This window comes from Nocardioides sp. Z35_8 (assembly GCF_059621125.1).
In genome coordinates this window covers 169,636-195,209 of the sequence record NZ_JCAQIE010000003.1, presented here as the reverse complement: position 1 = coordinate 195,209, position 25,574 = coordinate 169,636, and the positions used below count along the sequence as shown (strand labels likewise).

Sequence of the window (25,574 nt, the reverse complement as noted above, 5' to 3'; positions counted from 1 at the left end):
GGGTGACGTCATGCGTGGATCCCGCACTCGGTCTTGCCGGTGCCGGCCCACCGCCCGCTGCGCGGGTCGTCGCCGGGGGCGACGCGGCGCGTGCAGGGCCGGCAGCCGATGCTCGGGTAGCCGTCGTGGACGAGGGGGTTGACCAGGACGCCGTGGTCGAGGACGTAGCGGTCCACCTGCTCGTCGCTCCAGCGGGCCAGGGGGGAGACCTTGACCTTGCCCTTGCGGGCGTCCCAGCCGACGACGGGCGCGATGACCCGGTTGTGGGTCTCGGCGCGGCGCAGGCCGGTGGCCCAGGCGTCGTAGCGCGACAGGGCCTCGTTGAGTGGCGCGACCTTGCGCAGCGCGCAGCACAGGTCGGGGTCGGTGCGGTAGAGGTCCGTGCCGTGCGCGGCGTCCTGCTCGGCGACGCTCTGGACCGGCGTGATGGTCAGCAGGTTGACCGGCAGCGTGGCCTCGACGGCGTCGCGGGTGCCGATGGTCTCCGGGAAGTGGTAGCCGGTGTCGAGGAAGACCACGTCGATGCCGGGAGCCACCGTGGAGGCGAGGTGTGCCAGCACGGCGTCGCCCATCGAGGAGGTGATGGCGAACCGCTCGCCGAACGTCGCCACGGCCCACTCGATGATCACCTCGGCGGGGGCGAGCTCGAGCTCGGCGCCGACGTGGGAGACGAGCTCGCGCAGCTCCTCGGGCGTACGCCCCTCGGTGTGGGTGCCCTTGAACGCGCGGGCGGCGCGGGTCGAGAGGCTCACGGCGCGCCTCCGTCGGTGCCGGGGTGCGGGATCATCCCGGTCATCTGCACGGTGAAGCTGCGCAGGCACGAGCGGCATTCCCAGGCACCTGCGCCCTCGCGGGGGAACAGGTTCTCGTCCCCGCAGTAGGGGCAGTGGAAGGGCACGGCTCGCTCGGACATCAGGACGCCACCGGCTCCCCGCGCAGCAGCACCTCGTCGGCGCGGGCGACCCAGGTGGCGAAGCGCTCGCCGTCGGTGCGGTCGCGCAGGTAGGCCGACACGACGGCGGAGACGTAGTCGTCGAGGCCGGCGCTGGTGACCTTGTGGGCGCGCAGCTTGCGACCCATCGCGGGGTTGAGCCCGAGGGCACCGCCGAGGTGCACCTGGAAGCCCTCGACCTGGCGGCCGTCGGTGTCCATGACGAGCTGGCCCTTGAGGCCGATGTCGGCGATCTGGGTGCGCGCGCAGGCGTTGGGGCAGCCGTTGACGTTGACCGAGATGGCGGTGTCGAGGTCGGGGAAGCGCTTCTCGAGCTCGGTGACCAGGCGGCGGGCGCGCTCCTTGGTGTCGACGATGGCGAGCTTGCAGAACTCGATGCCGGTGCAGGCCATCGTGGAGCGGCGCCAGTTGCTCGGGCGCGCGGTGAGGCCGATCCGCTCCAGGTCGTCGGCGAACGCCTCGGTGTCCTCGGCGGCCACACCGATCACCACCAGCTTCTGGTAGGCGGTGAGCCGGGCGCCGCGGGCGCCGTGGCGCTCGACCACCTCGGAGAGCGCGGTGAGGGTGGTGCCGTCGATGCGGCCCACCACCGGCGCGGCGCCGATGTAGTAGCGCCCGTCCTTCTGCTCGTGGATGCCGATGTGGTCGCCCTGGGTGACGGGAGCCTCGGGGGAGGGGTTGTCGACGAGCGCGCGGTGGAGGTACTCGTTCTCCAGCACCTCGCGGAACTTGTCCTTGCCCCAGTCGGCGAGGAGGAACTTGAGGCGGGCCTTGGACCGCAGCCGGCGGTAGCCGTAGTCGCGGAAGATCCCGGCCACGCCCTCCCACGCGTCGGCGACCTCGTCGAGGGGGATCCACACGCCGAGCTTGTGCGCGAGCATGGGATTGGTGGACAGGCCGCCGCCGACCCACAGGTCGAAGCCGGGGCCGTGCTCGGGGTGGACGGTGCCCACGAACGACACGTCGTTGACCTCGGGGGCGACGTCGTGGCTGGGGTGCCCGGTCAGCGCGGTCTTGAACTTGCGGGGCAGGTTGGAGAACTCCGGGTTGTCGAGCGCGCGGCGCTTGATCTCGGCCAGCGCCTCGCTGCCGTCGATGATCTCGTCCTTTGCGATGCCGGCGACGGGGGAGCCGAGGAACGGTCGCGGGCTGTCGCCGCACGCCTCCAGCGTGCTGAGCCCGACGGCCTCGAGCCGCTCCCAGATCGCCGGGACGTCCTCGATCTCGATCCAGTGGTACTGGATGTTGTTGCGGTCGGTGATGTCGGCGGTGTTGCGGGCGTAGGCCGTCGACACCTCGCCGAGTGCCCGCAGGGCGGCCGCGTCGAGGACCGCGCCGTCGGTGCGCACGCGCATCATGAAGTAGCGGTCGTCGAGCTCCTCCTCCTCGAGCTGGGCGGTCTTGCCGCCGTCGAAGCCGGGAGCGCGCTGCGTGTAGAGGCCCATCCACCGGAAGCGGCCGCGCAGGTCGGCGGGGTCGATCGAGTCGAAGCCGCGGCGCGAGTAGGTGTGGAGGATGCGATCGCGCACGTTGAGCGGGTCGTCGTCCTTCTTGGACTGCTCGTTCTTGTTGAGCGGCTCGGTGTAGCCGAGCGCCCACTGGCCCTCGGCGCGCTTGGGGCGCGGGATCTCGGTGCGCTGGGCGGCCTGGGGCGTGAACCGGAGGTCGGGCATGTCAGGAGAGTCCTGTTCGCTGATGGTGCCGCGCGCGACGGTGAGCGCGGAGGGGGAGGTGCTGGGCGGCGTTCAGCGATGCCAACAGGTCGCGCTGCCCACGCGCATGAGGTCGACATGACGTCGGACCACAAGGTGTGCGTGGGTGCAGGCGGTGACCATGTCAAGAAGTCTCAGGGCTTGGACAGATGTTCCACAAGGCGGAATCTCGTATATCGAGACCAAGCGCCACGATGTGAGACGCGCCCCGGTTCGTCACGCCCCCGCGCAGCTGGAGTGCGACCCAGGTCACACCGGTGGTCCAGTCCTCAGCCGCGGCTCGCGCATGAGGCGACGCCGAGCCAGGTGTGGTGGTTGCCCCACCAGCACCAGCCCAGCTTGGTGGCGCCGCGGCGCTGCGCGCCGTCGCGGCCGGTGCCGTTGCTGATCCACAGCGCGGGGGTGCGGGCGTCGTACGTCCCGTTGGCGCGACGCAGTCGCGAGCCGGGCGCCATGAAGCAGGCGTTGCGCTCCAGCACGTCGGGCTCCTGCAGCACCCAGTGGAGGCCTTCGGCCAGGGTGAGGGGCGAGCGGCCCGCGGCGACGATCTCGGGCACCGACTCGGCGGGGGTGCGGCCGAGGAACGCCTCGCCCCGGTCGAGACCGATCGCGACGTAGGGCATCGGTGGCACCTCCTCGACGGGGGCGAACGCGTCCACGTCGGTCATGTCCTCGACGACGAAGCCGGCCAGGTCCCCGCGCCGCAGCAGCGGGGCCAGCGCCGAGGCGGGCGCCGACGTCACCAGGAGCGCGCCTGAGGGCGCGCCGGCGGCCACCTCCCGCAGCCGGTCGGGGGCGGTCCCGGAGAGGTCGTGGACGCCGAGCCGGACGAGCCGCTCGGCCTGGTCGGACGGAGAGGGGAGGGCCATGCGGGTCCAACGCGCCACCCGTCGCCGGGGTTCCCGTGCCGCGGTGTCCAGCGCGCGCGAGTGGCGGGCGGTCCGGGCCCGGTCGGGCTCTAGGCTGTCGCCATGACGGACTCCCTGATCAGCAGTGCGTACTCCCAGGCCCTCGAGGTCATCGCCTCGGTCGAACCCCGCGTCGCGGAGGCCACCCGGCAGGAGCTCGCCGACCAGCGGGCCTCCCTCAAGCTGATCGCCTCGGAGAACTACGCCTCGCCCGCCGTGCTGCTCACGATGGGCACCTGGTTCAGCGACAAGTACGCCGAGGGCACCGTCGGCCACCGCTTCTACGCCGGCTGCCAGAACGTCGACACCGTCGAGTCGCTGGCCGCGGAGCACGCCCGCGAGTTGTTCGGGGCGCCCTACGCCTACGTGCAGCCGCACTCCGGCATCGACGCCAACCTCGTCGCGTTCTGGTCGATCCTGGCCAACAAGGTGGAGTCGCCCTACCTGGAGAAGATGCAGGCCAAGAACGTCAACGAGCTCAGCGAGGCCGACTGGGAGCGGCTGCGCCACGAGTTCGGCAACCAGCGCCTGCTCGGCATGTCGCTCGACGCCGGCGGCCACCTCACGCACGGCTTCCGGCCCAACATCAGCGGCAAGATGTTCCACCAGCAGCAGTACGGCACCGACCCGGAGACAGGGCTGCTCGACTACGACGCGGTCGCGGCCAAGGCGCGCGAGTTCAAGCCGCTGGTGCTCGTCGCCGGCTACTCCGCCTACCCGCGCCGGGTCAACTTCGCCCGGATGCGCGAGATCGCCGACGAGGTCGGCGCCGTGCTGATGGTCGACATGGCCCACTTCGCCGGTCTGGTGGCCGGCAAGGTGTTCACCGGCGAGGAGGACCCCGTCCCCTACGCCCACATCACCACCACCACGACGCACAAGTCGCTGCGCGGCCCGCGCGGCGGCATGGTGCTGGCGCAGGAGGAGTTCGCCGCCGACGTCGACCGTGGCTGCCCGATGGTGCTCGGCGGCCCGCTGGCGCACGTGATGGCGGCCAAGGCCGTCGCGTTCGCGGAGGCCCGCACCAACGCGTTCCAGGACTACGCGCAGCGCATCGCCGACAACGCCAAGTCGCTGGCCGAGGGCTTCCTCACCCGCGGCGCCACCCTCGTCACCGGCGGCACCGACAACCACCTCGTCCTACTCGACGTGTCGTCGTTCGGCCTCACCGGCCGCCAGGCGGAGTCCGCGCTCCTGGAGGCCGGCGTCGTGACCAACCGCAACTCGGTGCCCGCCGACCCCAACGGCGCCTGGTACACCTCCGGCGTCCGGCTCGGCACCCCCGCCCTGACCACCCGCGGCTTCGGCCACGAGGAGTTCGACACCGTGGCCGAGCTCATCGTCGACGTGCTGGCCAACACCCGGGCAGGCACCACCAAGGCCGGCGGGCCCAGCAAGGCGTCGTACGTGCTCGGCGACGGCGTCGCCGACCGCGTCACCAAGCGGTCGGCCGAGATGCTCGACAAGCACCCGCTCTACCCGGGCCTCGTCCTCGGCTGACGAGTGGGCTCGTCGTGACGCTCAGGCGGGGTCGAGTGGGCTCGTTGTGACGCTCTGGCGGGGTCGAGTGGGCTCGTTGTGACGCTCTGGCGGGGTCGAGCGGGCTCGTTGTGACGCTCTGGCGGGGTCGAGTCGGCTCGTCCTAACGCCCACGACATGTCAGATTGAGCGGACGACGGTCAGGATGCGCCGACTCGCCGCGACGTCGCGGTCAGGGTGCGCCGACTCGACTCGATCTCGTGGTCAGGATGCGCCGACTCGACTCGATCTGGCGGTCAGGATGCGCCGACTCGACTGCCGTCAGATCAGGGAGCGGTAGAGCTCGAGCGTGCGGGCGGCGATGGAGCCCCAGCTGAAGTGCTCCTCGGCGCGCCGCCGGCCGGCGACGCCGAAGGCGCGGGCGCGGTCGGGGTCGCTGACGGCATCGGTGAGCGCGGCGGCGAGGTCGGCGACGTAGCGCTCGGGGTCGAGGGGGGTGCCCGTGCCGTCGGTGGCCTGCTCGATCGGCACCAGCCACCCGGTCTCGCCGTCGACCACGACCTCGGGGATGCCGCCCGTCGCGGTGGCGACGACGGCGGTCTCGCAGGCCATCGCCTCGAGGTTGACGATGCCGAGCGGCTCGTAGATCGACGGGCAGGCGAACACGGTCGCCGCGGTCAGCAGCGCCACGACGTCGGTGCGGGGGAGCATCTCGGGGATCCACACGACGCCCGAGCGGGTGGCGGCGAGGTCCTCGACCAGGACCCGCACCTCGGCCTCGATCTCCGGGGTGTCGGGCGCGCCCGCGCACAGCACCAGCTGGACCTCGGGGGGCAGCGCGGCGGCCGCCCGCAGGAACAGCGGCAGGCCCTTCTGCCGGGTGATCCGGCCGACGAACACGACGCTCGGCCGGTCGGGGTCGACCCCGAGCTCGCGCACCCGGTCGGGGTCGTCGAGCGGCGCCCACTCGGTGGTGTCGATGCCGTTGTGCACGACGTGCACCTGGGCGGGGTCGACGGCCGGATAGCTGCGCAGCACGTCGTCGCGCATCGCCGCGCTGACCGCGACGATGGCCGCAGCGCCCTCGTACGCCGTCTGCTCGACCCAGCTCGACAGCGCGTAGCCGCCGCCGAGCTGCTCGGCCTTCCACGGCCGCATCGGCTCGAGCGAGTGGGCGCTGACGACGTGGGGGATGCCGTGCATCAGCCCGGCGAGGTGGCCGGCCATGTTGGCGTACCAGGTGTGGGAGTGGACCAGGTCGGCGCCGTCGCAGTCGTCGACCATCGCGAGGTCGACGCCGAGCGTGCGGATCGCCGGGTTGGCCCCGGCGAGCGAGTCGGGCTCGGCGTACGCCGTGGTGCCGGCCTCGGAGCGGGGGGCGCCGAAGCAGCGCACCCGGGCGTCGACGTCGGGCAGCACCCGCAGGGCGCGGACCAGCTCGGCGACGTGCACCCCGGCGCCGCCGTAGACCTCCGGTGGGTACTCCTTGCTGAGGACGTCGATGCGCATGAGGTGAAGGTAGTCCCCGGGGGTGGTCGACCGCGTCCCCACCGGACGGCTAGTTTCGGGGCATGGCCATCACGCCCCCGCGCAAGAAGGTGCTCGCCGTCGTGCTGGCCGGGGGTGAGGGCAAGCGCCTGATGCCGCTGACGGCCGACCGGGCCAAGCCCGCGGTGCCGTTCGGCGGCATCTACCGGCTGATCGACTTCGCGCTGTCCAACGTCGTCAACTCCGGCTACCTCAAGGTCGTCGTGCTGACGCAGTACAAGTCGCACAGCCTCGACCGGCACGTCACCACGACCTGGCGGATGTCCAACCTGCTGGGCAACTACGTCACCCCGGTGCCCGCGCAGCAGCGCGTCGGCAAGCGGTGGTACCTCGGCAGCGCCGACGCGATCTTCCAGTCGCTCAACCTGCTCACCGACGAGCGGCCCGACATCGTGGTCGTGGTGGGCGCCGACCACGTCTACCGCATGGACTTCGCCCAGATGGTCGCCGACCACGTCGAGTCCGGCGCCGGCTGCACCGTCGCCGCGATCCGTCAGCCGATCGGCCTGGCCGACCAGTTCGGCGTGATCGACGTCGACCCGGCCAGCCCGTCGCGGATCCGCGCGTTCCTCGAGAAGCCGACCGACCCCGTCGGCCTCCCCGACGCGCCCGACGAGGTGCTGGCCAGCATGGGCAACTACGTCTTCGACGCCGACGCGCTGCGCGACGCCGTGACCCGCGACGCCGATCGCGACGAGTCCAAGCACGACATGGGCGGCGACATCGTGCCGTGGTTCGTCGACAAGTCGGAGTCGGCCGTCTACGACTACAAGGACAACGAGGTCCCCGGCGCGACCGACCGCGACCGCGGCTACTGGCGCGACGTCGGGACGATGCGCTCCTACTACGACGCGCACATGGACCTGGTCTCGCCGCTGCCCGTCTTCAACCTCTACAACACCGCGTGGCCGATCTACACCAGCTACGGCCCGCACCCGCCGGCCAAGCTGGTCGAGGGCGCGAGCGGCGCCCAGGTGTCGACCTTCAACTCGATCCTGTCGCCGGGCGTGGTGATCAGCGGCGGCCGGGTCAACCGGTCGGTGCTCTCGCCGGCCGCGTGGGTCAAGGACGGCGCGGAGGTGTCCGACTCGGTGCTGATGGACGGGGTGTGGGTCGGCGAGGGAGCGGTCGTGCGCAACGCGATCCTCGACAAGGGCGTCGTCGTGCCTCCCGGCGTGCACATCGGCGTCGACCACGACGCCGACCGCGCTCGCGGGTTCGTCGTCGAGGAGGGACTCACCGTCCTGGCCAAGCAGCAGTCGGTCCCGGAGGACTAGAGCGCGTCGCGCTGGGCCACGAGGAACGCCAGCTCGACCTCGTTGCGGCAGGCGGCGATGGCCTGGTCGTACGCCGCCCGCGCCGCGTCGGTGTCGCCGGCGCGGGAGAGCAGCTCGGCGCGCACGGCGGCCGGACGGTGGCTGGCGGGGATCTCCAGGCCCTCCAGCGCCTCGAGCCCGGCGGCCGGCCCGTGCTGCTCGGCGACCGCGACCGCTCGCGCCAGCCGTGCCGAGGGCGACGGCGCCACCCGCAGCAGCAGGTCGTAGAGGCCGACGACGCGGTCCCAGCGGGTGTCCTCGGTGCTCGGCGCGGTGGCGTGCTCGGCGGCGATGCGTGCCTGCAGGACGTAGGACGCGGCGAGCGCGGTCAGCGCGCCGGTCAGGACGGGGTGGGCGAGCAGCCGCGTCGCCTCGGCGATGTCGTCGTGGTGCCAGCGGTCGCGATCCTGGTCGGCGAGCAGCACCAGCCGCCCGTCGCGCACCCGGGCGTCGCGCCGCGAGTGCTGCAGCAGCATCAGCGCGAGCAGCGCGACGAGCGCGGGCTCGCCAGGGCGCAGGGCGAGCACCACGCGCACCAGCCTGATCGCCTCGCCGGCCTGGTCGGCGCGCAGCAGGTCGGGGCCCGTGCCGGGGGCGTAGCCGGCGGTGAAGGCGAGGTAGGCCGTCTGGGCGACCATGTCCATCCGGTCGGGCAGCACGGAGGCGTCGGGGACCCCGAAGGGGATGCCGGCCCCGACGATGCGCTTCTTGGCCCGGGTGATCCGCGCGGCCATCGTCGGCTCGGGCACGAGGAAGAGCCGTGCGATGTCGGCGGTCGGCACGCCGAGCACCAGCCGGAGGCTGAGGGCGCTGGCCGCCTCCGGCGCCAGCGCCGGGTGGGCGCACATCAGCACCAGGCGCAGCACGTCGTCCTCGACCAGGCTGCCGGCGTCGGCCATCGTGCGGGCTCCTTGCTGGTGCTGCTCGGCGTCGACGAGCAGCAGCTGCTCCTTGCGCCGGGCCACGTCCTCGGTGCGCAGCCGGTCGAGCACCCGGCGGCGCGCGGCGGTCATCAGCCAGGCGGGCGGGCTGGCGGGCACCCCGTCGAGCGGCCAGGTGCGGCTGGCCGCCTCGACGGCGTCGCCCAGCGCGTCCTCGACGAGGTCGAGGCGACGGAACTGCGCGAGGAGCAGGGCCACCAGGCGGCCCCACTCCTCGCGCACGACCTCGGCGAGGGGGTCCTGGGGGAGGGTCATGCGGTCGCTCAGCCCATGTCCACCGCGGGCTGCACGTGCAGGTCGTAGGCGGGCAGGGCCGGGAGCACCTCGAGGAGCACGTCGAGGTCGGGTGCCTCGACCAGGTAGAAGCCGCCCATCGCCTCGACCGCCTCGGCGAAGGGGCCCTCGCTCACCTGCAGCCGCCCGCCCCGCGGGCGGACGGTGGTCGCCGACTCCGGGCCGGCGAGCGCCTCGCCGGCGAGGATCTCCACGCCGTCGCGCGCCGCGCAGGCCGCGTCGAACTCGCCGAACTTCGCCATGGTGGCGGCCTTCTCGTCGTCGGTCTGCTCGTCCCAGGGCAACTCGTCGCCGTCGTCCATCAACAGCACCAGGTACTTCATCGCTCGTCCTCTCGTCGTCGTGTCACGGCGCTCAGCCGATGGAGATGGTGGGTCGGATCTCGACCGAGTACGTGGCGGGCAGCAGCGCCGCAGCCCGGACGGCGTGGTCGAGGTCGGGCAGCTCCACGTCGTAATAGCCGCCCAGCTGCTCGGCGGTCTCCGCGAACGGGCCCTCGGTCACCACGATCTCGCCGTCGCGGGCGCCGCCGCGGTGTCGCACCGTCGTCGCCCGTTCGGCGTCGGCGAGGGCACCCGAGGCGTGCTCGGTGCCGTGCTCGGCGACGAAGGCGGAGAACGCCTCGTGGTCGCGGTAGTAGGACTCGCGGACCTCCTCGCTCGCGGCGTCCCACTCCGAGGACTCGTAGGCGATGAACAGCACGTAGCGGCTCATGTCGGTCCCCTTCACTCCGCCATCCGGCGGAACTCGATGTGCTCGCCGCGGGCGGCGAACCGCTCGCACGTCGCGCGCAGTGCCGTCTCGTCGGTGGAGTCGACGAGGTAGAAGCCGACCACCTGCTCGGTGGTCTCGCTGAACGGCCCGTCGGTGACCAGCGCGCCCCCGGCCCCGTCGGGGCGCATGGACGTCGCCTGCACGGACGGCTCGAGCGGGCCGCCGGTGACGAGGATGTGGCCCTCGGCCTCGAGGTCGCGCTGGTACTCGCCGTGCGAGCGGTGCCCCATCTCGTGCTCCTCGGGCGGCAGGTCGTCCCACGCCGCCTCGGGGGCGGGCAGCAGGATCAGGTATCGGCTCATCGCCGGTGGCTCCTTCGTGTCGTGGGCCGCGGCTGCGGCCTCACCACTCTGACGGACGGCCCCCGTCCGGATCGACAGCCGACACGGCACATTCTCGGGTGGGTCTTGCCGAACCCACCGCGAAACCCGACAAGATGGGGCCATGGCCACCCACGAGAGAGCCGGACAGCCCGCCCGCACCGAGGACCTGGTGGACGTCTCCCACCTCGTGACGGCCTACTTCGACCTCGAGCCCGACCCGGACGAGGTGTCGCAGCAGGTCGCCTTCGGCACCAGCGGGCACCGCGGCACCTCGCTCGCCACCTCGTTCAACGAGATGCACATCGCCGCGACCACGCAGGCCATCTGCGACTACCGGCGCGAGCAGGGCTACGACGGCCCGCTGTTCATCGGGCGCGACACCCACGCGCTGTCCGAGCCGGCGTGGGCCACGGCGCTGGAGGTGCTGGTCGCCAACGACGTCACCGTGCTGGTCGACGACCGCGACGGCTTCACCCCGACCCCGGCGGTCAGCCACGCGATCATCCGCGCCAACCGGGGGCGTACGACCGGTGCGGGGCTCGCCGACGGCATCGTGGTCACCCCCTCGCACAACCCGCCCCAGGACGGTGGATTCAAGTACAACCCGCCCCACGGCGGCCCGGCCGACACCGACGCCACGAGCGTCATCGCCGCGCGGGCCAACGAGCTGATCCGCGGCAACGTCGCGGGCGTGCGCCGCGTGTCGTTCGCCAAGGCCCGCGCCGCCGCCGGGTCCTACGACTTCCTGGGCACCTACGTCGACGACCTGCCGACCGTCCTCGACCTCGACGTGATCCGGGACGCCGGCGTGCGCATCGGCGCCGACCCGCTCGGCGGGGCGAGCGTGGCCTACTGGGGCGAGATCGCGGAGCGGCACCGGCTCGACCTGACGGTGGTCAACCCGCTCGTCGACCCGACCTGGCGCTTCATGACGCTCGACTGGGACGGCAAGATCCGGATGGACTGCTCCTCGCCCTACGCGATGGCCTCGCTGGTGGGCCGCAAGGACGAGTACGCCATCGCCACGGGCAACGACGCCGACGCCGACCGGCACGGCATCGTGACCCCCGACGCGGGCCTGATGAACCCCAACCACTTCCTCGCGGTCGCCATCGCCCACCTCTTCGGCGGGGCGCGTCCCGGCTGGCCCGACGGCGCCCGGATCGGCAAGACGCTGGTCTCGAGCTCGATGATCGACCGGGTCGCTGCGTCGATCGGCGCGCCGCTGGTCGAGGTGCCCGTCGGCTTCAAGTGGTTCGTGCCCGGGCTGATGGACGGGTCGTTCGGGTTCGGGGGAGAGGAGTCCGCGGGGGCGTCGTTTCTGCGGCGTGACGGCTCCACCTGGACCACTGACAAGGACGGCATCGTGCTCGCGCTGTTGGCGAGCGAGATCCTCGGCGCGACCGGTCGCACGCCCAGCCAGCACTACGCCGAGCTGGTCGAGCGCCACGGCGACCCGGCGTACGCGCGCATCGACGCACCGGCCGACCGCGAGCAGAAGGCCCGGCTGGCCGCCCTGACCCCCGACGACGTGGCCGCGACCGAGCTCGCGGGCGAGCCGATCACCGGCAAGCTCACCGAGGCGCCCGGCAACGGGGCGAAGATCGGCGGGCTCAAGGTGACGACCGAGTCGGCCTGGTTCGCGGCGCGGCCCAGCGGCACCGAGGACGTCTACAAGATCTACGCCGAGTCGTTCCGGGGGCCCGAGCACCTCGCGCAGGTGCAGGAGGAGGCCCGTCAGGTGGTCGGCGCGGCGCTGGGCTGAGGAGCACCCGCGGGGTGGCGAGGTCAGCCGCCGACCGGACCCGCCTCGATCGGGTCGCGGCGCCGTCGCCCGTGCGACCGCGCGTCCTGGCCGTCCTTGCCGTCGGGGTCGTCGATGTCGGTGCGGGAGAAGCTGACCGCCACGATCGCGTCGAGACGGACCAGCACCTGCTGGGCGTTGCCGTCGTCGAGCACCACCCCGAGCCCGTCGGCGCCGACGATGCGGCCCTCGAGCCACGTGCCCTGGACGAGCAGTCGCACGGCGGCGCCGGCGTCCTGCGCGTGCCGCAGCAGGGTCCCGACGGTGAACAACGTGCTGCCCTTGGCCGACATGGCCTCCCCCTCCCGGCATGCCCGCGCTCCCACAGCGCGGACCCGGCTAGGCGCACCGTCGGGCTGGTCCTGACGGTGCGCGCGACGAGCCTGTCACAGCATCGGGGTCGCCCGCTCGACAACGGCGCGGAGGGATCCGCTCTCCAGCATCCCGAACGTCCCACCGTACGACGTGCCGAAGCGGCTGCCGCAGAAGGCGTCGGCCACCTCGCCCGGCGCGAAGCGCACCAGGAGGGAGCCCTGGAGGCACGCGGCCATCCGGCCGGCCAACCGCCGCGCGCCCGCCTCGACACCGGCAGCCTCGCCAAGGAGGGCGAGGGTGTCGTCGACCGCCCGGTCGAGCCGGCTGTCGCCGCCGCGCGCCGCACCGACCTCCGTGATCCAGGCGTGGAGCACCTCGGGCTCGCGGCCGAGGGCACGGAGCACGTCGAGCGCGTTGACGTTGCCCGAGCCCTCCCAGACCGAGTTGAGCGGCGACTCCCGGAACATCAGCGGGAGGCCCGAGTCCTCGACGTAGCCGTTGCCGCCGAGGCACTCGAGCGCCTCGGCGACCATCGCCGGGGTGCGCTTGCACACCCAGAACTTGGCCAGCGGGAGCGCGATGCGGCGCAGCGCCACCTCGTGCGGGTCGCCGGGCCGGTCGACGGCCGCGGCGAGGCGCATCGCGAGGGCGGTCGCCGCCTCCGACTCGACGGCGAGGTCGGCCACGACGTTCTGCATGAGCGGCGCGTCGGCGAGCAGCCTGCCGAACGCGAAGCGGTGCGCGACGTGCCAGGACGCCTCGGCCAGGGCGTGGCGCATCAGCGCCGCCGAGCCCAGCATGCAGTCCAGCCGGGTCGCCGCCACCATCTCGATGATGGTCCGCACCCCGCGGCCCTCGTCGCCCAGGCGCCGGGCCAGCGTGCCGGTGAGCTCGAGCTCGCTGGAGGCGTTGGACCGGTTGCCGAGCTTGTCCTTGAGCCGCACGACGTCGATCCGGTTGCGGGTGCCGTCGTCCAGCACGCGCGGCACGACGAAGCAGGTGAGGCCGCCCTCGGCCTGGGCGAGGACGAGGAAGACGTCGTTCATCGGCGCGGAGGTGAACCACTTGTGGCCGTCGAGGCGGTACCAACCGTCGTCGGCGGTCGGGGTCGCGCGGGTCTGGTTGGCCCGCACGTCGGAGCCGCCCTGCTTCTCCGTCATGCCCATCCCGGCGAGCGCGCCGGCCTTGGCCGACCGGCTGCGCACACCCGGGTCGTAGGAGCGTGAGGCCAGCAGCGGCGTCCACTCCTCGGCGAGCGCCTCGTCGGCCCGCAGCGCCGGCACGGCGGCGTACGTCATCGAGATCGGGCACCCGTGCCCCGGCTCGGTCTGGGACCACGCGTAGAACCCGGCCGCGCGCCGCAGGTGGGCGTGCGGGTCGCCGGCCTCCTGCTGCTCCCACGGCGCGGCCTGGAGGCCGTGGCCGACGGCGCGCTCCATCAGCCAGTGCCACGAGGGGTGGAACGCGACCTCGTCGATGCGGTTGCCCCAGCGGTCGTACGGCACGAGCTCGGGGTGGTGGCGGTTGGCGAGCATGCCGTGCTCGCGCGCCTCGGCGGTGCCCGCCTCGGCGCCCAGCGGGGCGAGCTCGTCGACCAGCCCGGGGGCGCCGTGTCGGGCCAGCGCGTCGGTGAGGGCGACGTCGGAGGTGACCACGTTGTGCCCGACGAGGGGCGGCGCCTGGTTGGTCGCGGTCCGGAGGTCGACGATGGGGCGCTCGCTCATGGCGCCACGGTAGGGCCCCGCTCCTCCCTCCACGAGGGGTCGGTCACGTCGCACGCGGAACCGCCGCGTGGGTCCGGTGGCCGGGCGTGCCGGCTCGATAGCGTGGCCGTATGGTCGAGGCGCGGGAGGACACCCCTGCCCCGCGCCGCGTCGAGGTCCTCCTCCGCCGGTGGCGGGAGCAGGCCTGGCGCATCATCGTCACGAGCGTCGGGTCGTGCCTGCGGCACCGCGTCACCGGCCTGGCCGCGGAGGCGGCGTTCTTCGCGGTGCTGTCGGTGCCGCCGCTGATCTTCGCCCTCGCCGGCGCGGTCGGCTTCGTCAGCGAGCGGTTCACCGACACCCAGGTGGAGGACGTGCGCAATGCCGTCCTCGAGATGTCGCGGCAGGGCCTGACCGAGAGGGCCGTCAACACGATCATCCGCCCGACGATCGACCAGGTCCTCGACGGCGGGCGCTACGACGTGATCTCGATCGGGTTCATCCTGGCGCTCTGGTCGGGCTCGCGCGCGCTCAACGTCTTCGTCGACACCATCACGATCATGCACGGCCTCGGCGGGCATCGGGGGATCGTCGCCACCCGCGCGCTGTCGTTCGTGCTCTACGTCCTCGCGATGGTGACCGGCGCGGTGAGCATCCCGCTCGTCGTCGCCGGCCCGAGCCTGGTCGACCGGGTGGTGCCCGAGCGCCTCGACTTCGTCAACAGCCTCTACTGGCCCGTCGTGCTCGCGGTGTGCATCTGCTTCCTCGCCACGCTCTACCACGTGTCGGTCCCGGTGCGGACCAACTGGAGCTTCAACCTGCCCGGCGCCGTCTTCGCGCTGTTCTGCTGGATCGCCGGGTCCTACACGCTGCGCTGGGTGCTCACCGTCACCGCGGCGGAGTCGCGGTCGATCTACGGGCCGCTGGCGGCGCCGATCGCCGTGCTGCTGTGGCTCTACCTGCTGGCCCTATCCGTGCTCATAGGGGCGGCGGTCAACGCGGCGTTCGACACCGTCTACCCGCAGAAGAGCACGACGCGCGCGCGGCTCGAGATGGTGCAGCGGCTGCGGGAGCGGAGGAGCGTGCGAGACTCCTGACCGTGTCTGCTGACAGCGTGGAGCCCGGCGTCGGCCGGGTCTCCCTCCCGGAGACCGAACGGTCTCCCTGGTGGGAGCTCGGCCGCCGGATCCTGATGGCGGCCGCGATCCTGTTCGGCACCGTCCTGCTCGTCTACCTCGACCGCGAGGGCTACCGCGACAACGCGCACCCCGGCCGCGACCTGACCCTGCTCGACGCGTTCTACTACACGACCGTCACGCTCAGCACGACCGGCTACGGCGACATCGCACCGGAGTCGGAGCAGGCCCGGCTGGTCAACGCGCTGGTGATCACGCCGGCGCGCATCGCCTTCCTGGTGCTGCTGATCGGCACCACCCTCGAGGTCCTCGCCTCGCAGGGACGCGAGATGTTCCGGGTCTCCCGGTGGAGGAACAAGAAGATGGACCAGCACGTCGTCGTCGTCGGCTACGGCACCAAGGGCCGCAGCGCGATCGACACCCTCGTCAGCAACGGCTACGACCGCAGGTCGATCGTGGTGGTCGACCCCGAGCCCGTGCCCGTCGAGGAGGCCAACCGCGACCGGCTCGTGGCCATCGTCGGCGACGCCACGCGGCGCGGGGTGCTGCGCCAGGCGGGGGTGGAGAAGGCGACCCACGTCATCATCACCACCGACCGCGACGACTCCAACGTGCTCGTCACCCTCACCGTCCGTCAGATCAACCCCGACGCCTGGATCGTGGCGTCGGTGCGCGAGCAGGAGAACGTCCCGCTGATGCGCCAGTCGGGGGCCAACTCGGTCATCACCTCCTCCGACGCGGTCGGGCGGCTGCTCGGCCTGTCGTCGATGTCGCCGATGCTCGGCTCGGTGATGGAGGACCTGATGACCTACGGCGAGGGCCTGGAGGTCGCCGAGCGCGACCTGCTCGTCGCCGAGGTCGGCAAGCAGCCCCAGCGGCTGCCCGACCAGGTCATCGCGGTGATCCGCGACGAGAAGGTCTACCGCTACTTCGACCCCGTGGTGTCCCTGCTCGCGCGCGGCGACCGGCTCATCGTCGTACGCCCGGCCAAGGAGCTGCCGTGGGCGCCGCGCCCGGGCACCCACGGCGAGGAACTGGCCGACGAGGACGACTGAGCCGTGATCGCCTCGCACCGACACCGCTTCGTGTTCGTCAAGACCCGCAAGACCGCCGGCACCAGCCTCGAGATCGCGTTGTCGCGCCACTGCGGCCCCGACGACATCGTCACCCGGATCAGCCCCGAGGACGAGGAGCTGCGCGCGGCCGCCGGGGGAGTGGGCCCGCAGAACGACGACACCGAGCCCAGCTCGTACGCCCACATGGGCGCGCGCCGGGTCATCGAGGTGATCGGGCGCGAGACGTGGGACGACTACTTCACCTTCGCCGTGGAGCGCAACCCGTTCGACGTGGTCGCCTCGTCCTACCGCTACAGCGCGCGCAAGCCGTCGTTCACCAAGACCTTCGCCGAGTTCGTCCGCACCCCGAAGCGGATGGAGCGCCTCGCCCTCAACGAGCGGCTCTACCGGCTCGGTGGGCGGGTCGTCGTCGACCGGGTCTACCGCTACGAGGAGCTGCCCGCCGCGGTGGCGGACCTGTCGTCGCGCCTCGGCATCGAGCTCGACCTGCCCCACGCCAAGCAGGGGAGCGGGCCTCACTACCGCGAGCTCTACGGCCCCGGGGACGCCGACATCGTGGCCGCCCGCTTCCGCCGGACGATCGAGGAGTTCGGCTACGGGTTCTGAGGTGGCGGCGTGGTCGGAGGTCGCTCGCGCCCGTCGGAGTCCCCGCTCGAGCGGGGACTCCGACACCTGGAGGGGGTTGCAACGGCCTCCAGGTGTCAGACTTCCCCACCAAGTCCGCCCCGGGAGGCGGTCGATTCCCGCTGGAGCGACGAATTACACGTTTGATGTTCACCCATCGGCGTGGCGCGCTTGACATTTGACCCATACGATCGTCGCTTGTGCCCCAAACGTCACACGAGTCTCACGAGTCACACCCGGTTCGAGCACGCCTGACGACCGTCCGGAACGTCGTCGGTCGGGCGCTCGGGACGGCCAAGCTCCTCACCGGGTTGCTCGTCCTGCTCGCCCTGGTCGTGCCGACCACCGCGGGTCGGATCACCCTCGCGTCGTCCACCTACCTGTGCTCGGGCTACCAGGGGTGCGCGGCCGCGGGGTACGGCGACGGTGGCTACCGACAGGTCTCCTCGAAGCAGTACTGGCGCATGTACGCCGGGCACAACTGCACGAACTACGTGGCCTACCGGCTCATCCAGTCGGGCATGCCCGACGTCCGCCCGTGGGAGGGCAACGGCAACGCGTCGAACTGGGGCGTCGCGATGGCCGCCATCACCGACCAGACGCCCACCGTCGGCTCCGTCGCCTGGTATCGGCCGCACGTCACGCCGGCCGGCGGGAACGGGCACGTCGCCATCGTGGAGCAGGTCATCTCCGACACCGAGATCATCGTCTCCGAGGACTACTGGGGCGGCGATTTCTACTGGCGCCGCATCACCAAGACCGGCGGCGGCTGGCCGAGCGGGTTCATCCACTTCAACGACCGCGTGGTGCAGCCCACCTCGCCCCCCACGATCGCCGGGTCGGCCATGGTCGGCTCGCCGCTCGAGGTGGCCGTCGGATCCTGGACGCCCGCGCCCTCGAGCATCACCTTCCGCTGGCTGGCCGACGGAGCGGCCATCCCCGGAGCCACCGGGTCCGCCTACGTGCCCACGCCCGACGTCAAGGGCAAGACCCTGACCGCCGAGGTGACGGCGCAGCTGGACGGCTACACCCCCGGCGCCGCGGCCCTGGCGACCCCTCCGGTCGCACCCGGCACCTTCGCACGCACCCAGCTGCCGACGATCCAGGGCGAGCCCCAGGTCGGCTCGACCCTCACGCTCACCCCGTCGACGTGGTCCCCGCAGCCGAAGAAGTCCACGACCCAGTGGTACGCCGACGGCAAGCCCCTCGCCGACGCCACCGGCAACACCCTGACCCTCACCCGTGACCAGATCGGGCAGCAGATCAGCGCACGCGTCACGGCGAGCGCGAACGGCTACCGCAAGTCCAGGTCGAACGCACCGGCGACCGCGGCCGTCCAGGCCAAGCCGGTCACGCTGCTCAGCCCATCCCGGGTGACGGGCAGGGCCCAGGTGGGGCGCCGGCTCGTCGTGGAGCCCGGTCGCGCCAAGCCGGGCGACGCGTCCGCCACCTACCGCTGGCTCCGCGACGGGCGACGCATCGCCAAGGCGACGAAGGCCACGTACACCGTCCGCAAGGGCGACGTCGGTCACGCGCTGGCGGTCGAGGTCACGATGACGCGCCGCCACTTCCGGGCCACGACCGAGACCCTCACGGTGGCTTCCCCCGTCAGGGCCGTGCCCACCCTGCGGGTCCGCCCGGAGGTCAAGCGGGGCCGCGTGGTCGTCGACCTGCGCGTCAGGGCCGTGGGAGCACCCAAGCCGTCCGGCGCGATCACCGTCACCATCGGCCGCCGCACCGTCGAGGGCGAGCTGGTCGCAGGGACGGCCCGCGTCGTCGTCCGCGACGTCGCGCCGGGCACCAGGCCCGTGGTCGTCCGCTTCGCGGGCACCGACCTCGTACGGCCGGCGGTCTCGCGCTCGACGCTCGTGGTGCCGGGCGGCAAGGGCTGAGCCGGCCTCTCGTGCGGTGCTGGTGGGCGATACTGGGTTCGAATTTGCACGCGAGGGGGATCCAGGGATGGCCCGCAGGCGCGGTTTCGGAGCCATCCGGAAGCTCCCATCTGGACGGTGGCAGGCCTCCTACCTCGGCCCCGACACCCTTCGACACAAGGCGCGGGTCACCTTCGAGACGGCTGAGGATGCCGAGGGCTGGCTCACTGACCGACGTCGCGAGATCAAGCAGCACGGCCCTACCAACACGCGGCCAAGAACCGCGACAAGGTCATGGCCGAAGCCCTGTCGAACCTGGCGACGAATGACCTCTCGGCCTGGCGCCAAGCAAGCCAGTTCACCATCCGCTTACGGACCGAGCCTGACCGACCTGGTGTGTCACACTTGCCCATGACCAACGTACCCATAGACCTCGCTGGGAAGTTCTTGTCGTTCTCCGAGCATTGGTCGCCGAAGGTGGTGGCGCGGTTGAACGACTACGAGGTCAAGGTCGTCAAGCTCAAGGGCGAGTTCGTGTGGCATACCCATGACGACACTGACGAGCTGTTTCTCGTGATCGACGGCGAGTTGACCATCCAACTGCGCGATGGCGACGTCACTCTTCGTCCTGGCCAGATGTTCGTCGTTCCGCGCGGCGTTGAGCACTGCCCAATCGCTGACGGCGAGGTCCACGCCGTGCTCATCGAACCCGTCGGCGTAGTGAACACCGGAAGCGCTGGTGGCACTCTTACAGCCGCGTACGACGACTCACTGGTATAGGTCGAAGCGTTTCGATTGCCGATCCCGTACTGGTCACGCTCCGCGGCGGCTGCCGTTCACGGACCGTTGACACGCTGAACGTCCGTCCAGTCGCTTTCCGGGATCCCGTAAGCGAACCTCTGCAGATGCAGCGGTCTGAGTGTTGGCTGATCGGTGGCCGGTTGTCCCGCTGGGGTGTCGGATGCGGGACAACCGGTGCGCCCGGGGCGGTCAGCGCCTCGGCGGTGTCGCCGCGACACCGGCCTTGGCGGCGATCCGCTTTGGTTCGGACGCGGGTGAGTCGGAAGCCGGGGGAGCGTGCTGACGCGAGCAGAGAACTCGAACACGAACGGCTGGGCTGGCGGCGACGACGTACGCCTGTCGGTGACGAGCATGGCGTCGGAAGTCGCAGGGCGCCTCGGCAGATCCCAACCGCGGAGCACCACAGCACCAAATGCGAACTCCCCTCCAACTATCATCTAGCACAGTGGGGGGCTTGCCGCAAGGCCCCTGTCCTGCCGGAGACTCTGCCTCTGCTACCCCCGCATGAGCCCGCGTCCGGGCGACGCGACGACGGCCCGAATCGACTTGTGTCCCGATAGGGCGCGACTCGACTTGGCTCGAGTGGTGACCAGGTATCCAGCAAACAACGGGAGCTATGTAAGTGAACGAAGCCGAATCCGTGCACCTCGCTCGACACGTCACCTGCGGCGTTGATGGGTCTGCCGGCTCGCCCACGCGGTGCCACCCCTATGACGGCGCTCGGTAATGCGTCATCAGCAGTCACACAAAATGCTGACTGTCGAAGACGGCGTCTCCTCGGCCGGGTCCTGGTCGCTGGGGGGCGATCTGATGGTGCGGAGGATGGGCTTCGGCACCATGCGGATCACCGTTCACCGCGATCGATCGCGGGCTGTCGCACTGTTGCGTCGCGCGATCGAGCTCGGGATCAATCATCTCGATACCGCAGCGTTCTACGTCTCACCCGGTGGAACTCTTGGCGTAGGAACGGGATCTCCCAGATGGGCGACTGACCTGATTCGGGAAGCGTTGTGGCCATATCCGAATGACTTGGTGATAGCTACCAAGGTTGGACCCGGCGAAGAGGGGTGGGCCCGGACGCCGTCGGCGTTGCGGTCGCAGGTGGTGGAAAACCTGCGCCGTCTTGGACGCGACCATCTCGACGTCGTCAACCTCAGGCTGACCGGCCCTGGCCATGGCACCTTGGCGGACGAATTCGGCGCGCTCGCGGAGATGAGGGCCGAGGGTCTGATCAGGCACCTCGGCCTATCCGCGGCCACCCTTGATCACGTCGATGAGGCACAGACGATCGCCCCCGTTGTGTGTCTGCAGAACAGTTATGGTCTCGACTATCGGCGCCAGCATGATGAAGTCGTACGCGTTTGCGGCGAGCGCGACATCGCGTTCGTCCCGTTCTTCACGCTCGCCGGAACGGCCCGTGAGCAGGGGGCGACCACGGAGGCGAACGCTGCCGTTCAAGCCGCCGCCCGGGCGCGCGGAGCGACCACCCAACAGGTCCGCCTCGCCTGGGCGCTTCAGCAAGGACCCCACATGTTGGTCATCCCCGGCACCGGCAGCGTCGCGCACCTAGAGGAGAACGTAGCCGCCGGCGGTCTGCGGCTCTCGCCCCAGGAGCTTGCTGAGCTCGGGAGCACTGGATCCTGAACTCGACAACAAGCCCGCCCATCCGCGACGTCCGTCCCGTACTCGGCTTCCTCCTGCTCCGTCTCCGTGAATCCCACCTTTGCCAGCACACGGCGAGAGGCAGTGTTCCACTCCCACACCGTGGCCCACAGCCGCTCGTAGCCTGACGATCTGGCCCAGTCCAGCACCGCCCACGACGCCTCCGTCGCGTACCCGTTGCCCCAGAAGCGGCGAAGGAACTCGAAGGCCAGCTCCGGTTCCTCCGCCCCGCGTCCGCTGTCGACGAGGCCGCAGTATCCGATCGCCACATCAACGCTCTTCCGCTCGACTGCGAGCAAGGAGACCTGCGACGGCTCGGCGGCACGAATCGCCTGTTCGAAGTCTGCGACCGTGGGGCGCCCGTTGGCGTCGATGCGGCGATGGGGCGGCACTCGTGGATCACGTTCGGCCCACATCTGACGCTGAGCGGCGGCCTCGGAAACCCGCCACGGCCGGACCAGCAGGCGATCCGTCTCCAGCATGATCTCGGGGCCCTGCGCCGCTCCGTCGGTCATGAGCACACCCTCCCACGAGCGCGAACCGCGATCCGAGCGTGGCTCTGACGCGAGCGTGACCAGTGCGGGACCGTCACGCGGGGCGTGTCCCAACCCTGTCACCTGTCCGTGCAGCAGTCCGACCGATGCTGTTGCAGGATTGGGGCGACGGCACGTCGACATAGCCTGCGTCGTGCGCTCGCTTCGTGCTAGGAATCCGCGTTGCCGGCTTCTCTGCCTGCGGTCTGTACGGCGTGTCGGTGTGGGCGGCCGAGGTCAAGCCAGGCACGTTCCCATTGGCGAGTCAGTGCCGGGTAGACGATGAGGTAACGGAATGGAGCGATGGCGGCCATGTAGAGCCGTCCGAACAGTCCGTTGGGTTTGACCAGGGCCGCCATGCGCAGTTCGTATGCGCCGTCACCGGATGGCACCCAGCCCAGATGCATGATGTCGTGGACGGTTTTGTTGGCCAGTTCGCGGGCCGCTTCGTTGTCGAGCTGGTAGACCTCGGTGAACGGGTCGGTGCAGGGGGCGGCATGGGTCGCGGTCTGCGCGAGGTCGTGTGGGAGGCGGTCCCGCAGCGAGACGACCCGACCACCCAGGCCCGCCCGAGGGGCGTCCCAGCCGAGCAGGGCACCCAGCTTCCAGCGCACCGCGAACAGGAAACGAACCGGAGCAGGATCCTTGCGGTTGTCGTATGCCGTCCTGAGCGCATTGAGCATCACCAAGAAGTCGTCGGGCCCAGCGCCGGGCGCGCGGAAGGACCACACGTCCTCGATCTTGAAGTCGTGAGTGAACTCGTGGATCCGCCAGGGCTGTGCGGTGTGGGCTGCTTTCGGGATTCGCATCGGTCATTCCTCTCGAGCGGTGGGCCCACCCGGTCGGGTAGGGCCCGGCGATGGCGTCGCCGCCAGCGCGCACCGGTCGTCGGTGGCGACCAGCACTGTCGGCGTGAAGCCATGCCACTACCGCGGACGGCCCCTTTGGGACGCAATAGGCCAAACGTTTATGGAACTGGTTGTATCGGAACTCCTAGTTTCGTATCCTGCATCCATGTCCGTTGAGAAGCAAGCCCGCAACCAAGGGGGGCGCCCCCGAGACAGTCGCGTCGACGAGGCCGTCGCCTGCGCCGTTCGAGAGCTGCTGACCGAGGTGGGATACACGCGGCTCACGGTGACCGAGGTGGCGGCGCGAGCCGCCGTGGGCAAGGCTGCGATCTACCGGCGCCATGCCACGAAGCAGGAAATGATCTTTGACGTTCTCATGCCGAATCGGTTCCTGGCCGCTGCACCTGATCGCGGATCGCTGCGCGCCGACCTAGCCGCCGTGCTCGCCGAAATCGCTGACAGCATGGCCACGCCGCCGCCGGGGACGATTCCAGGTCTGCTGGCCGATATTCACGCCGACCCCGCACTGCAGGACCGGTTCGACGCGAAGTACCTCGGAGCCCAGCGCCAGACCCTTGCGGAGGTCCTGGACCGCGCGACCGCACGCGGTGAACTCACCACGCGTCCCGACTTAGCGACCCTCAACGCCTTGCTGGTCGGCCCCGTCTTCGCCTGGCTGTTCCTGCTGTCCGAATCCCCAGATCAGCTCCCCGCCCTGACCTCCGCGCTTCTCGACGCGACACTCGCCCTCATCAGCGCACAAACTCTGCCGCAGAACGGCCAAGACCTGACCGAACGCGCTGGTCCGGTCGGTCGCGCCCACCAGGTCGCGAGCGGCCGGGTACCGGCGTGACTGACGTCGAGACGGCGGACGGCATCGTCCGCGGCCGGGTCGGCAAGCGCGCGCGGCAATGGCGCGGCATCCCGTACGCCGCAGCGCCGGTCGGGGAGCTGCGGCTTCGCGCTCCCCAGCCGGTACGGCCGTGGACGGGAGTGCGCGACGCCACGCGCTTCGGCAGCGCTGCGGCGCAGCGGCGCAACCCGATGGTAGGACTGCGGCCGACCGGCGAGGACTGCCTAACGCTGAACGTGACCGCGCCGCTGGAGCCGTCATCGCGGCCCCGGCCGGTGCTGGTGTACATCCACGGGGGCAGCTATGTCTTCGACACCGGCGCGCGGTACACCGGCGAGTCGCTGGCGGCGCGCGGCGACGTGGTCGTGGTGTCGATCAACTACAGGCTCGGCGCGCTCGGGTACTTCGACTTCAGCGAGTTCGGCTTCGACGCCAACCTGGGGCTGCGCGACCAAGTGGCTGCCCTGCGGTGGGTGCGGCGCAACATCGCCGCGTTCGGCGGCGACCCGGACAATGTCACCGTCTTCGGCGAATCGTCGGGCGGCGACGCGGTGCTCACGCTGATGGTGACCCCGTCGGCCGAGGGGCTATTTCACCGGGCGATCGCGCAGAGCACCGCGGCCGACTGGGCGGCCATCGGTGACGTGGAGGCCCAGCGGTTCGCCCGGCGGTTCATCGGGTGTCTCGGTGTGGGCCGGGAGACCGCTAGGCAGGCGCTGGCCACCGCGCCGGTCAAGGCCCTGCTCGACGCCGGGCACCAAGCGCTGCAGGGGGCCCTGCACGCCAACCCAGGCACGTATGCGGTTTCGCCGGTCGTCGACGGGGAGTTTCTGCCGGTCAACCCGCTGGACGCGCTGGCGGCCGGGGACGGGCACCGGGTGCCACTGATCATCGGCAGCAATCGAGATGAGTGCACGCTGTTCCAGTTCGACCTGACCGTGCCGACGAGCCCGTCGGTGCTGCGGGCCGCACTGGGCCGGTGCGGGGCGGACTACGAGCGGGTCGTTGCCGCCTATCCCGGCTACCCTCAGCGGGCGGTCGCACTCCAGGTCAGCACCGACTTCGTGCTATGGCGGCCGATGCTTGAAGTGCTCCAAGGGCACAGCGGCGTCGCGCCGACGTTCTGCTACCGGTTCGACTTCGCTCCGCAGCTGTTGCGGGCTACGGGGCTGGGGGCGATCCACGGCATCGAGCTGCTGGCGGTGTTCGGTGGCGTGTCCAGCTGGCCCGTGCGGCTGCTGACGCTGCCGGGCGGACGGCGCGGCTTCCTCGCCGTGCAAGACGAGGTGCAGGACCACTGGCTGGCGTTCGCGCGCGACGGCAGGCCGTCGGCGCCGTGGCCGCAGTACACGGTGGAGCTTCGCAGCACGCTGGTCTTCGACGACCCTTCGCGCCTGGAGGCTGACCCGGAGCGAGGCAGACGGCTCGCCTGGGAGGGCATCCGCATCCCTGCGTCCGGGTGAGTCGAACCTAGAACGATCCCGCTAGAACGACCATTCCAGAGGAAGAGAGATCCAAGGAACTGCCAAGGACCACGACACACCGGGTCGACACGCCGGCCGGACCCGTCGAGTACGTCGACACCGGCGGCGGCGGTCCCGTCCTCGTGCTCACCCACGGCTTCCCGATGAACCACCTGCAGTGGCGCAAGGTCGTCCCGCTGCTCCTCGGCGTCCGAGCGTCCTACCAACCGTTCCGCTCGGCGCCCACCGACTGCCGATGCGCGCGGACGCCGACCCTCTCGCAAGGAGGACAGGCGCGGATCCTGGCCGACTTCATCGACGCCGCCCTCGACCTGCGCGACGTCACTCTCGTAGTGAACGACTGGGGAGCACCCCAGTTCGTGGTCGTCCTCGAGCGCGCCGAGCGGATCGGCCGAATGGTCCTCGTCGCCTGGGAGACGTTCGACAACCTCCCACCAGCCCAGGCGCGTCCCGCAGTGCTGCTCGCCCGCGTGCCGGGCGGGGCGGACCCGCTACTTCCGGCACGGCCGGCGCACGTGGGGCGCCCTGAGCCGCACACGGATCCGTCTGCGGGACGCACTCATCGCGACAGATCCGGACATTCGGCGTCGGAGCCTGGTGCCGTTGACCGCCGTCGG

24 protein-coding genes and 1 pseudogene are annotated in these 25,574 nt (G+C 71.2%); 12 read left to right on the top strand and 13 right to left on the bottom strand.

Annotated features, from left to right (window positions below):
- Nucleotides 1-8 precede the first annotated feature (8 nt).
- The 4 genes from AC54T2_RS15385 to AC54T2_RS15370 all read right to left on the bottom strand — a co-directional run bounded on the left by AC54T2_RS15385 (nucleotide 9) and on the right by AC54T2_RS15370 (nucleotide 3,533).
- Nucleotides 9-752: a phosphoadenylyl-sulfate reductase gene (locus tag AC54T2_RS15385; RefSeq protein ID WP_186341968.1), complete on the bottom strand. Its 744-nt coding sequence runs from the start codon at nucleotides 750-752 to the stop codon at nucleotides 9-11.
- Nucleotides 749-913 (bottom strand): hypothetical protein, encoded by a 165-nt coding sequence (locus tag AC54T2_RS15380; RefSeq protein WP_489976118.1) that lies wholly within the window; start codon nucleotides 911-913, stop codon nucleotides 749-751. Before AC54T2_RS15380 ends, AC54T2_RS15385 begins: the two co-directional genes overlap by 4 nt.
- The gene (locus AC54T2_RS15375) at nucleotides 913-2,625 is read right to left on the bottom strand and encodes a nitrite/sulfite reductase (protein ID WP_496666604.1); all 1,713 of its coding nucleotides are present in this window, start codon (nucleotides 2,623-2,625) and stop codon (nucleotides 913-915) included. The genes AC54T2_RS15380 and AC54T2_RS15375 overlap by 1 nt, the downstream gene beginning before the upstream one ends.
- A 308-nt stretch (nucleotides 2,626-2,933) precedes the next feature.
- Nucleotides 2,934-3,533 (bottom strand): DUF5701 family protein, encoded by a 600-nt coding sequence (locus AC54T2_RS15370; RefSeq protein WP_496666603.1) that lies wholly within the window; start codon nucleotides 3,531-3,533, stop codon nucleotides 2,934-2,936.
- A 102-nt stretch (nucleotides 3,534-3,635) separates the two neighbouring features.
- Here AC54T2_RS15370 and AC54T2_RS15365 point away from each other — a divergent pair, with 102 nt between their 5' ends.
- Complete coding sequence (locus AC54T2_RS15365) at nucleotides 3,636-5,072, top strand: glycine hydroxymethyltransferase (RefSeq protein WP_186341972.1); 1,437 nt, start codon at nucleotides 3,636-3,638, stop codon at nucleotides 5,070-5,072.
- 300 nt (nucleotides 5,073-5,372) lie between these two features.
- On the opposite strand, the gene glgA is transcribed toward AC54T2_RS15365, so the two are convergent.
- Entirely contained in the window at nucleotides 5,373-6,560 is a 1,188-nt protein-coding gene (gene glgA / locus AC54T2_RS15360; protein WP_489976114.1) for a glycogen synthase, read from the bottom strand.
- Between the two features lie 68 nt (nucleotides 6,561-6,628).
- On the opposite strand from glgA, the gene glgC reads away from it, so the two are divergent.
- Nucleotides 6,629-7,876 carry a glucose-1-phosphate adenylyltransferase gene (gene glgC / locus AC54T2_RS15355; protein ID WP_397180303.1) on the top strand — a complete coding sequence of 416 codons (1,248 nt, stop codon included), beginning with the start codon at nucleotides 6,629-6,631 and terminating at the stop codon, nucleotides 7,874-7,876.
- Here the strand turns inward: glgC and AC54T2_RS15350 are convergent.
- The 4 genes from AC54T2_RS15350 to AC54T2_RS15335 are packed head-to-tail and all read right to left on the bottom strand — an operon-like array spanning nucleotide 7,873 to nucleotide 10,226.
- Entirely contained in the window at nucleotides 7,873-9,111 is a 1,239-nt protein-coding gene (locus AC54T2_RS15350) for an RNA polymerase sigma factor (RefSeq protein WP_496666602.1), read from the bottom strand. The two genes, glgC and AC54T2_RS15350, sit on opposite strands and share 4 nt — an antisense overlap.
- A gap of 8 nt (nucleotides 9,112-9,119) precedes the next feature.
- Complete coding sequence (locus AC54T2_RS15345) at nucleotides 9,120-9,473, bottom strand: YciI family protein (RefSeq protein ID WP_496666601.1); 354 nt, start codon at nucleotides 9,471-9,473, stop codon at nucleotides 9,120-9,122.
- A 31-nt stretch (nucleotides 9,474-9,504) separates the two neighbouring features.
- On the bottom strand, nucleotides 9,505-9,864 hold the full coding sequence (locus AC54T2_RS15340; protein WP_496666600.1) for a YciI family protein: 360 nt from the start codon (nucleotides 9,862-9,864) through the stop codon (nucleotides 9,505-9,507).
- Nucleotides 9,865-9,875: 11 nt separating this feature from the next.
- The gene (locus tag AC54T2_RS15335; RefSeq protein ID WP_496666599.1) at nucleotides 9,876-10,226 is read right to left on the bottom strand and encodes a YciI family protein; all 351 of its coding nucleotides are present in this window, start codon (nucleotides 10,224-10,226) and stop codon (nucleotides 9,876-9,878) included.
- Nucleotides 10,227-10,368: 142 nt separating this feature from the next.
- On the opposite strand from AC54T2_RS15335, the gene pgm reads away from it, so the two are divergent.
- Nucleotides 10,369-12,012 carry a phosphoglucomutase (alpha-D-glucose-1,6-bisphosphate-dependent) gene (pgm, locus tag AC54T2_RS15330; protein ID WP_186341979.1) on the top strand — a complete coding sequence of 548 codons (1,644 nt, stop codon included), beginning with the start codon at nucleotides 10,369-10,371 and terminating at the stop codon, nucleotides 12,010-12,012.
- Nucleotides 12,013-12,035: 23 nt separating this feature from the next.
- Here pgm and AC54T2_RS15325 read toward each other — a convergent pair whose 3' ends face one another.
- The gene (locus AC54T2_RS15325) at nucleotides 12,036-12,344 is read right to left on the bottom strand and encodes a hypothetical protein (RefSeq protein WP_186341980.1); all 309 of its coding nucleotides are present in this window, start codon (nucleotides 12,342-12,344) and stop codon (nucleotides 12,036-12,038) included.
- Nucleotides 12,345-12,437: 93 nt separating this feature from the next.
- Nucleotides 12,438-14,090: an acyl-CoA dehydrogenase family protein gene (locus AC54T2_RS15320; RefSeq protein WP_496666598.1), complete on the bottom strand. Its 1,653-nt coding sequence runs from the start codon at nucleotides 14,088-14,090 to the stop codon at nucleotides 12,438-12,440.
- Between the two features lie 110 nt (nucleotides 14,091-14,200).
- Here AC54T2_RS15320 and AC54T2_RS15315 point away from each other — a divergent pair, with 110 nt between their 5' ends.
- The 7 genes from AC54T2_RS15315 to AC54T2_RS15285 all read left to right on the top strand — a co-directional run bounded on the left by AC54T2_RS15315 (nucleotide 14,201) and on the right by AC54T2_RS15285 (nucleotide 21,221).
- Entirely contained in the window at nucleotides 14,201-15,166 is a 966-nt protein-coding gene (locus AC54T2_RS15315) for a YhjD/YihY/BrkB family envelope integrity protein (protein ID WP_489976110.1), read from the top strand.
- 95 nt (nucleotides 15,167-15,261) lie between these two features.
- On the top strand, nucleotides 15,262-16,260 hold the full coding sequence (locus AC54T2_RS15310) for a potassium channel family protein (protein WP_186342303.1): 999 nt from the start codon (nucleotides 15,262-15,264) through the stop codon (nucleotides 16,258-16,260).
- Between the two features lie 3 nt (nucleotides 16,261-16,263).
- Nucleotides 16,264-16,887: a hypothetical protein gene (locus AC54T2_RS15305; RefSeq protein WP_186341983.1), complete on the top strand. Its 624-nt coding sequence runs from the start codon at nucleotides 16,264-16,266 to the stop codon at nucleotides 16,885-16,887.
- Nucleotides 16,888-17,216: 329 nt separating this feature from the next.
- Nucleotides 17,217-18,797: a CHAP domain-containing protein gene (locus AC54T2_RS15300; protein ID WP_186341984.1), complete on the top strand. Its 1,581-nt coding sequence runs from the start codon at nucleotides 17,217-17,219 to the stop codon at nucleotides 18,795-18,797.
- A gap of 67 nt (nucleotides 18,798-18,864) precedes the next feature.
- Entirely contained in the window at nucleotides 18,865-19,191 is a 327-nt protein-coding gene (locus AC54T2_RS15295; protein ID WP_496666597.1) for a hypothetical protein, read from the top strand.
- Nucleotides 19,188-19,556 (top strand): cupin domain-containing protein, encoded by a 369-nt coding sequence (locus AC54T2_RS15290; RefSeq protein WP_186342304.1) that lies wholly within the window; start codon nucleotides 19,188-19,190, stop codon nucleotides 19,554-19,556. Before AC54T2_RS15295 ends, AC54T2_RS15290 begins: the two co-directional genes overlap by 4 nt.
- Before the next feature lie 771 nt (nucleotides 19,557-20,327).
- Nucleotides 20,328-21,221, top strand: coding sequence for an aldo/keto reductase (locus AC54T2_RS15285; RefSeq protein WP_186341985.1), 894 nt, complete (start codon nucleotides 20,328-20,330; stop codon nucleotides 21,219-21,221).
- Nucleotides 21,222-21,298: 77 nt separating this feature from the next.
- Here AC54T2_RS15285 and AC54T2_RS15280 read toward each other — a convergent pair.
- Both AC54T2_RS15280 and AC54T2_RS15275 read right to left on the bottom strand, forming a co-directional pair.
- Nucleotides 21,299-21,721: pseudogene (locus tag AC54T2_RS15280) on the bottom strand (GNAT family N-acetyltransferase); the annotation flags it as partial.
- A 221-nt stretch (nucleotides 21,722-21,942) separates the two neighbouring features.
- On the bottom strand, nucleotides 21,943-22,581 hold the full coding sequence (locus tag AC54T2_RS15275) for a DUF2867 domain-containing protein (RefSeq protein ID WP_186341986.1): 639 nt from the start codon (nucleotides 22,579-22,581) through the stop codon (nucleotides 21,943-21,945).
- A gap of 205 nt (nucleotides 22,582-22,786) precedes the next feature.
- On the opposite strand from AC54T2_RS15275, the gene AC54T2_RS15270 reads away from it, so the two are divergent.
- Both AC54T2_RS15270 and AC54T2_RS15265 read left to right on the top strand, forming a co-directional pair.
- On the top strand, nucleotides 22,787-23,473 hold the full coding sequence (locus AC54T2_RS15270) for a TetR/AcrR family transcriptional regulator C-terminal ligand-binding domain-containing protein (protein WP_489976107.1): 687 nt from the start codon (nucleotides 22,787-22,789) through the stop codon (nucleotides 23,471-23,473).
- The gene (locus AC54T2_RS15265; RefSeq protein ID WP_186341988.1) at nucleotides 23,470-24,936 is read left to right on the top strand and encodes a carboxylesterase/lipase family protein; all 1,467 of its coding nucleotides are present in this window, start codon (nucleotides 23,470-23,472) and stop codon (nucleotides 24,934-24,936) included. The genes AC54T2_RS15270 and AC54T2_RS15265 overlap by 4 nt, the downstream gene beginning before the upstream one ends.
- Nucleotides 24,937-25,574: the final 638 nt, after the last annotated feature.